Genomic DNA, 7,113 nt, shown 5'->3' with positions numbered 1-7,113 from the left:
GAGAACGCCAAGCGCAAGGAGGAGCTGCTCGCCGAGGCCGAGAAGATCAACCCGCAGGGCGACCTGGAGGCGGCGCGCGCGCAGCTGCACCGCATCCAGGAGCGCTGGGAGGAGATCGGCAAGGTCCCGCGCGAGCGCATCCGCGAGCTGGAGGGCAGGCTCCGCGCCGTCGAGGAGAAGGTCCGCACCGCCGCCGACGCGCAGTGGCGCCGGACCGACCCGGAGGCCGAGGCCAGGGCCGCGCAGTTCCGCGAGCGGGTCGAGCAGTTCGAGGCCCAGGCGGCCAAGGCCCGCGCCGCGGGCGACAAGCGCCGCGCCGAGCAGGCCGAGGCGCAGGCCGCCCAGTGGCGGGAGTGGCTCGCCGCCGCCACGCAAGCAGCAGAACAAACCCTTTGAGCCGCCCGATTGGGACGAGTATCTATCGCCTCAATTACATCGATGGGCACATCCGCTCACGCCGCTGACCGGTCGCGATCAGCGCGTCCGATCACCGGCGATGCTGCCGTTGGAAGTTCCGCCGCACCGCCGACGATGTGAAGGCCACCACCGTGGAGGCTCGACAACCGACGGAACGGCCAGCGACAGGACAGCATCGTGCCTGGCTCGGTATCGCAGCTTCCTCGGGCTGCCAGTCCCTTCCCCACACCTCGACGCGGCTTGGCCACGTGGACTCGTTACGACGGGCGCCGCCAGCTTCAATCGCTGAAGATCGCGAACGACCGGAGGCCGAGTCCGATGGACCGAACGACGCATCGGGGTTTGATGTCGGCCGTGGCGGTCACCGTCGTCGAGAATGGCGTAGACGAGAAGCGTCCAACGTTCAGCTGTACGAGGACACAGGGCGCGTTTCCACGTCGCCGGCGCCTGCTCCGACCATGGCGGTGAACGGTCGGCCGTCGGTGCCGAGGAAGAGGATGCGTTGAGTGAACAGCGGTGGGTTGTCGTCGAGGGTGATGATGTTGTGGTCGCTGGCCAGTTCGAAGAGCGTGTTGGCGACCTCCCGGACGGTGGTGCGGTCGGGGTCGGCTTCGACCGTCAGTCCCTCCACGCGGATCTCCAGGACGCGCTGGTGCGGCAGGACGCTGATCATGGTGCGCACTTGTGTGGGAATGCCGCCGTCCTGGCGGAGTGCGGTGATGTCGTTCGCGAGCCGGACGGCGGCGGCTTCCAGGGTGTAGCCGAGGCCCATGCCCGCTTGCGCGCCCCAGACAACGTCTGAATCCGGGCGGGAGTTGAGGTGCGTCATGACACAACGCCCTTTCGCTGGGCGCGACGGGCCTGTGGCCGTCTGATCCTTCGTTTGGCTACGGGTTCACGAACGGGCATGGTCAGGCGACGGTCCCGGTTGTTTTCGGGCCGACTTCCGGCTCGGCGACGTCGGTGGCGTGTAGTGGGTGTACGCGCATGGTCGCGCGGTAGGTGCCGCCGCTGACGGTGCTGGCCTGCTTCAGCCAGGACTGTGCTGCGGTGGTGTCGGGGAAGGGTCCGATCCAGAGGAGCAGTCGCCGCGCGGGCGGATCGACCAGCACGGCCACCGCGACGGGTCCTGCGCGGTCGGTCCCAGGGTCGGATTCGTTGGCGGTGAGTAGTGCGTCGGCGACGTCGTCGGTCATTTCGAGCACTGTGCCGGTGGGTGCGGTGGTGGCGCAGGTGGTGATGGGGTCGGCGTCGGGCGGGTACAGCGCGAGCGTGCAGGCGAAGGTGGTGATGTCGCTGGCGAATCGTCCGGTCGCCATGTCGGCGTCGGCACGGTCGGCGTAGGGTCCGTGCACGGTCATCCCGTCGGCGCCGCGAAGTCGTAGTGTGGCGAACTGCTGCGGTTCCATCGTTGCCCCCGTCATTGGGCCGTGTTCGCCCGGCGGCTGCCCGGCAAGGGGTATGCACGCTCTACTCCGGCCGGACTGTCAAGCGATACACCGAACCGGGTGACGATCCACAAGAGACCGTGTCTCGCTCCACTCAACGCTTGACTTCGACGGCCGACAGAGCGTTCATGGTCGTGTGGCCCAGAAGGACCGGCGGTGCACTGGGTCATCCGGCTCCGGCCGAGGTGCCAGCCAGCCGTCGATCACGAGATTCGAGTCGATCGCGAAACCGAATCGAGGAACGTCATGACCGCATCAACCCGCACCCGTGCGAACGACAAGACCCGCGCCACCGGCGGGCTAACGCAAACGACCGAGATGTCCCGGACGCTGTCGCCGGATCCCGACCCCGTCGCGACGCCTCGAACTGACAGCGAGGACAAGCTGTGGGCGGCGTTGCACGCTCACCCGAACAGCACCGCCGCAGTGCTGTCCCAGGTCGCCGGGATCGGGAAAACCACCGCGCAGAAGATTCTGCTCCGGTGGGCAGGCGAAGGTGGCGTCACCCGCACCATCGGGAGGGTTGAGGCCGGACGCCGCGCCGCCGATCTGTGGACGATCACTGACAAGACTGCTCCCCCGGCAGACGTAGTCGAGCCCGACATCGCCACCAACGTCGCCTCTGAGAACGACCACGCCGCAGCCGACACGCCCGCGCCCGCACCACACAACCCGACCCTCACTGACCCCGAATCCGCTGACAGTGCCGAGAACAACTCGACCCCGACCGCCGCGGACGTTCAGGGCGCGGCTGCTCGCGAGTCCTCTACCCTGACTGACGAGGACACCGTCACCGAGACCGCCGAGCCGCCGGTCCGCAGTGCCGAATCCGTCGATACGGCGGATGGCGAAGGGGGCAAAGCCGAGCGACTAGCTCCGGGCGCGTTGCGCGGGATGGTCGAGGACTATCTGCGCGATCATCCCGGCCAGGAGTGCAGCCCGGTCGAGATCGCCAGGAAGCTCGGCGGCAAATCCACCGGCGCGGTCAGCAACGCGCTCGACAAACTGGTCGGCGATGGTGTCGCGGTACGAACCCAGGACCGTCCGAGGCGGTTCACACTCGCCCCGCCGGAGGCAACCACCGGATCACACTGACCATCCCGGAAACGCAGCGTCGGATGTGCCTCATCGGTGAAACCTCAGCGATGAGGCACACCGTGTTTCTCCGTGAGCAACACGGGGCGCGAGATCACGCTCCTGTTGGAGCAGAGTGACGGTGGCCGCCGTTCCAGCTCAAGCACACGTCTCCCGTAGTGCGGCTGGCCGGTCGTGAACAACACCAGGCGCCTACAGACCCATCCGAGCTGACGCCGCACGCTGGTCGTCCGAGCCAGCTTGGCCAGCGGGCGAGTTGAGCGAAGGGCGAGCGGTATCCGGGGCGCCGCCAGGGAAAGGCTTTCACCAACCCAAATGGTCGTTGTCGTGCTGGCCGACGGCGGCGTTCCCGGACGTGAGGGGCCCGGCCGCGTCGATACGGTTCGGCGGTTCGGGTGGGGTGTGACCTACGCGCTCGCTTGGCTTGGCCACGCTGTGGCGCGGTTGGTTGCAGCTCGCGAGCTTCCACCTGTGCTGCCCCGCTTCGTCTGGTCATCCCCAGACGTCGGCGTCGAGGGGGTCGGGCATGTCGCTGCCCGGGGTTCGTGGGGCCTTCCATTGCTGCCACCGACAGGTAGTCGGTCGGGTGCCGGTGCGCGCGTACTGGTGCACTGCTGCTCGGACGTCCGCGGCGGGGATCTCCGCGTCGGGGGGTAGTTCCATCTCGTTGTCCTGGTACCGGTACCGCAACACCGTCATCGTGTCAGCCAGGCCCTGACCGCGGGGGCCCGCCGAGCTGTAGTGCAGCGCCTTATCGTCGTTGTAGCGCAGGGCTCCGACCTCGCCCCGGAATCCGGCGTAGAGCGTGGTCTCGTCGTCACCGTCTCGGGTGATCTCCGCGACGATCCCCGTCTCGCTGAGGTGGCTCGCGATGCGGTCCAGCAGTGCATCGAGTTCGTCGGGGGTTGTGGCCACGTGGTCGCCGCCCTGGTTCGGCGCGAACCAGATGACCAGAGGTGGGTGGAACGGGGGTGTCACGTCGGCTCTCCGGTGAACGTGTGGCGGCTCTTGGGTGTGACCACCGTAACCGAACACCCCGGCGGGAGCAGGCGCGGCAAGTAGACGAAACAGGATCGGGGGCCGCCGCACAGCTCGTGGTTGATCACGAGGGTCACGGTGATGGTCTGGCCGGTCTGTTCCCAGCGTTGTCGAACGCGCGCGGCGACCTTGATCTCGACGTGCGCACTGATCGCGGCGAACCGGAAGCCGATCCTGTCCAGGTAGCTCTGCGCCAGGTCGGCGACCTCGTCCTCGCCGCTGATGATCTGTTGTGCGGGTCGGTCGCCGACGAACCACCGGCCGTGCGTCTTCCGTCCGCTGTTGGCCCCTTCGAGCGGAGGCGGTAGTTCTCGGCGTAGGTGCTCGACCCGGTCGATACCTGGTGTCGGCGACCGCGTCGCGGCCGAGGTGGGCGCCGGGAGGTTCGCCACGGTCGAGGTGTCGCCTGCGGCGACGTTGCTGAGGTAGGCGGTGAACCCCTGTTCGGCGTGGGCGGCCTGGGTGAGGACCTCGGCGATCCGGTGCAGCGCCGCCGTCTGGGCCGCGATCGCTTGCCCGGGTTCGGGTCGTCTGGTGCCTTGCGTGGCTTGCTGGAGGAGTGCCCGAGCGGCGTCGAACAGGGTTGCCGCGGTGAGCAGGGACGCCTTCCCGGCCTCGATCTTGGCGACTCCGTTCCGGATCGCGGCGGCGACTTCGGCGAGGGACACGCACTCATCCTCGCCATCGCCGGCGACGGCTCGGGCGGGTTCGGGTTCGCCATAGTCACGGTCCACTCGTTCGGGTGAACGACGAGTCGAGTCGGGTGCGTCGAGGGGTGCGCTGTCTGCGGGTCCCCCGCTCAACCAAGACGCCGACTTTGACTACGCGGGCGAGCAGGTAAGGGCACCTCTGGTCGTGGGGTGAAGTCCCGTGCACCGACCTTGCTGGTCGACATTCTCGTGGCCACACACGTCCCGCCCGCTGCGTCGGCGTCGCAGCCCTCCAGGGCACTGGCCGGTCCCCGCAAGAAGTGTTGCCCCGGAAGCGGGAACCGGAACGACACAGCCCAACTCGGCCGCGCGCCCTTCGGTGCACCGGCCCCGCTTCGGCGGCCGGAGGTCAGGCGGGGGCAATCCAGAGGCGGGTGCTCGGGTCCCACATCGCCTCGGTGTAGAGGCGGTGGAGGTCGGGTAGGTCGGGGCCGATCATCCAGCCGAGGCGCTCGCAGTCGGCGTGGCCTGGCCAGCGGCCGGTCCAGAGGTCTTGTCCGCAGTCGTGGTCGAGGTCGCACATCAGCCGTTGGTGGCCGGTGACGAGGCAGCGGGCGACATCGCAGCCGCCGTCGTACTCGTCGTATTCGTGGGCTTCGCCCACCTGCACGTCGCAGTCCGGGCACCGCTCCAGGGGGTCGGTCAACGAGGACAGCGCAGGCCGTCGCATTGAGTGGGGGTTGCTGTGGTCGCTCATCGTGGCCTCTCTGGTTCGGTCGTCAGTAGTAGTTGGGTTCTCGCCGCGGGGCCCGGGATACCTCCCGGAGCTGCCGCGGCGAGCGTCGATCATGTGGCGTGGGCACGGTTGGGTGTGCCGGTTGCCCGCCGGGGCGTTGTGTCCCGGCGGGCATCGGGCGGGGGTTCAGCGGGTGGCGAGATCGGTGCGCAGGTCGGCCAGGAGGCGGTCGTCGTGGGCGCGTCGCCAGAGATGCCAGCCGTTGGCGGTGGTGCCGGTGAGGGTGGTGGCGAGGGCGTTGACGGTGGACACGGCGAACCTGTCCGGTCCGTGTTGCAGGATCCCGCCCGCTACGACGGTGGCGCGGTGCGCGCCGAGAAGGACCGGCTCGCCCTGTTCGATCAGTCCGGCATCGAGGAGTGCGGCGAGTGTGTTGGGTTCACCGCCGGATGCGGGCTTGCCGGTGAGGATTGTCCACTGCGCGTCACTGAGGGCGGCGTCGGCGAGGACTCGCATGCGCAGGAGCACCGACGTGACGACCTCGTGCGGCCAACGCGTGTCGAGCGCCTGGTAAACCAGCACGGTGTGCCATTTGCCCTGGATGGCGGCGAGGACCTCGACGTCGACCCGGGTGGGGTCGTCGTCGGTGGGGGCGAGTAGCCGCAGCACGACGTCCCCGCTGTGCAGGTCGGCGGGCGGCGGTGCAGGTAGCCAGGTCCCGGCGAACAGGTCGGCGATGTCGGTGTGGGCGGGGTCGGGGGCGGGCGCGTCCCCGACGAAGCGCACCGGGGGCGCGGTGGCGTCGGTGGTGCGCACCGCGACCACGACCAGTCCCCACGCCCCGGTGGGCGGCCGCATCGGCACGGTGTGCGCGGGAGCCGGGGCGAGCAGAACGGTCTCGGGCGGTAGGACGTCGCGCAGGGTCGGCGTCGTGGTGGGGTGGCTGCTCATGCTCTTCCTCCAAAGGATGGGGTTGGGCAAAGGACTTGCGGTAGTGCTGACGTCAGCGCGCTGGGTCGACGGGCGGCGGGGTGGCGGGGCGGCACAGGTGGGAGTGCAGCGAGGACCCGTGCGGCGCGGTCGAGGAGCCGTTGGGCGATCGGGGCGAGTACTTCGGTGGCGTCGGGTACCAGCCGGGGAACGGGCGCGCTGTACCACCAGTTGTCCGGGGCGTCGGTGACGAGGCTGGTCCAGGTCAGCTGGTCGGTGAGCACCTCGGCGAGCGCGTGGCTGTCGGTGATGTGGCGGTCGCAGCGCACCCGCGCGCGGAGGACGCGCCCGCCGAGGTCGACGACGCGGGTGTAGTGGTAGTGCCAGGAGTTGACCGCCGTCTCCACGTCGAGGTCGGTCATGACGGTGGTCATCGCGGGTGCCCTTCGGTCGTCCGTCGTCGGTGATGGGTTCGCAGACTTGGGTCGGGCGGGGTGGCGGTCATGCCGACCACCCGAGGGCGTCGGCGGCGATCGCGGGCAGGTGACCGATCTGCTCGCCGGTGCCGAGCCACGCCACGGGAGGGTCGGTGGGTCGGATGCCCCACGACTGGGCGTCGTCGGGGGTGCGCACCACCCGCGCGAGGTGGTGTTCCATCGGGTAGCCGGGTTGGGCGGCGATCCGCAGCGGGGTGGCGGGGTCGTAGCCGGACAGGGCGGCGATGAGGTCGCCCACGGTCTGGGGGTGTTTGTAGGTCATGGCGGGTCACCTCGTGGTCGTGGGCTGGTGCGCGGGGTGA

10 protein-coding genes are annotated in these 7,113 nt (G+C 69.3%); 2 read left to right on the top strand and 8 right to left on the bottom strand.

Annotated elements, in window-relative coordinates:
• Positions 1–396: DUF349 domain-containing protein (locus IEY98_RS31315; RefSeq protein WP_189214301.1), on the top strand; the 396-nt coding region annotated here is incomplete at its 5' end.
• Positions 397–820: 424 nt separating this feature from the next.
• Here the strand turns inward: IEY98_RS31315 and IEY98_RS31310 are convergent.
• Complete coding sequence (locus tag IEY98_RS31310) at positions 821–1,246, bottom strand: hypothetical protein (RefSeq protein WP_189214300.1); 426 nt, start codon at positions 1,244–1,246, stop codon at positions 821–823.
• 82 nt (positions 1,247–1,328) lie between these two features.
• On the bottom strand, positions 1,329–1,826 hold the full coding sequence (locus tag IEY98_RS31305; RefSeq protein WP_189214299.1) for a hypothetical protein: 498 nt from the start codon (positions 1,824–1,826) through the stop codon (positions 1,329–1,331).
• A 195-nt stretch (positions 1,827–2,021) separates the two neighbouring features.
• Here IEY98_RS31305 and IEY98_RS31300 point away from each other — a divergent pair, with 195 nt between their 5' ends.
• Positions 2,022–2,960, top strand: coding sequence for a helix-turn-helix domain-containing protein (locus IEY98_RS31300; RefSeq protein ID WP_229787807.1), 939 nt, complete (start codon positions 2,022–2,024; stop codon positions 2,958–2,960).
• 492 nt (positions 2,961–3,452) lie between these two features.
• On the opposite strand, the gene IEY98_RS31295 is transcribed toward IEY98_RS31300, so the two are convergent.
• From IEY98_RS31295 to IEY98_RS31270, 6 genes are all read right to left on the bottom strand, one after another.
• Positions 3,453–3,938, bottom strand: coding sequence for an Imm1 family immunity protein (locus IEY98_RS31295; RefSeq protein WP_189214298.1), 486 nt, complete (start codon positions 3,936–3,938; stop codon positions 3,453–3,455).
• Positions 3,935–4,801, bottom strand: coding sequence for a DddA-like double-stranded DNA deaminase toxin (locus IEY98_RS31290; RefSeq protein ID WP_189214297.1), 867 nt, complete (start codon positions 4,799–4,801; stop codon positions 3,935–3,937). The genes IEY98_RS31295 and IEY98_RS31290 overlap by 4 nt, the downstream gene beginning before the upstream one ends.
• A 256-nt stretch (positions 4,802–5,057) precedes the next feature.
• Complete coding sequence (locus tag IEY98_RS31285) at positions 5,058–5,354, bottom strand: hypothetical protein (protein WP_229787805.1); 297 nt, start codon at positions 5,352–5,354, stop codon at positions 5,058–5,060.
• Positions 5,355–5,570: 216 nt separating this feature from the next.
• Positions 5,571–6,335, bottom strand: coding sequence for a restriction system modified-DNA reader domain-containing protein (locus tag IEY98_RS31280; protein WP_189214295.1), 765 nt, complete (start codon positions 6,333–6,335; stop codon positions 5,571–5,573).
• The gene (locus IEY98_RS31275; RefSeq protein WP_189214294.1) at positions 6,332–6,748 is read right to left on the bottom strand and encodes a hypothetical protein; all 417 of its coding nucleotides are present in this window, start codon (positions 6,746–6,748) and stop codon (positions 6,332–6,334) included. The genes IEY98_RS31280 and IEY98_RS31275 overlap by 4 nt, the downstream gene beginning before the upstream one ends.
• Positions 6,749–6,815: 67 nt before the next feature.
• A complete protein-coding gene (locus IEY98_RS31270; RefSeq protein WP_189214293.1) occupies positions 6,816–7,073 on the bottom strand; it encodes a hypothetical protein in 258 nt (85 codons plus the stop codon).
• Positions 7,074–7,113 lie beyond the last annotated feature (40 nt).

Origin of the sequence: Actinokineospora fastidiosa (genome assembly GCF_014648415.1) — a bacterium.
Taxonomy (GTDB): domain Bacteria; phylum Actinomycetota; class Actinomycetes; order Mycobacteriales; family Pseudonocardiaceae; genus Actinokineospora; species Actinokineospora fastidiosa.
This window is presented reverse-complemented; position numbering and strand designations above follow the sequence as displayed.

What these genes read in the sequence shown, in the direction of transcription:
- IEY98_RS31310 (WP_189214300.1), bottom strand. Translation starts at nt 1,246, where the DNA reads ATGACGCACCTCAACTCCCGCCCGGATTCAGACGTTGTCTGGGGCGCG.
- IEY98_RS31305 (WP_189214299.1), bottom strand. Translation starts at nt 1,826, where the DNA reads ATGGAACCGCAGCAGTTCGCCACACTACGACTTCGCGGCGCCGACGGG.
- IEY98_RS31280 (WP_189214295.1), bottom strand. Translation starts at nt 6,335, where the DNA reads ATGAGCAGCCACCCCACCACGACGCCGACCCTGCGCGACGTCCTACCG.
- IEY98_RS31275 (WP_189214294.1), bottom strand. Translation starts at nt 6,748, where the DNA reads ATGACCACCGTCATGACCGACCTCGACGTGGAGACGGCGGTCAACTCC.
- IEY98_RS31270 (WP_189214293.1), bottom strand. Translation starts at nt 7,073, where the DNA reads ATGACCTACAAACACCCCCAGACCGTGGGCGACCTCATCGCCGCCCTG.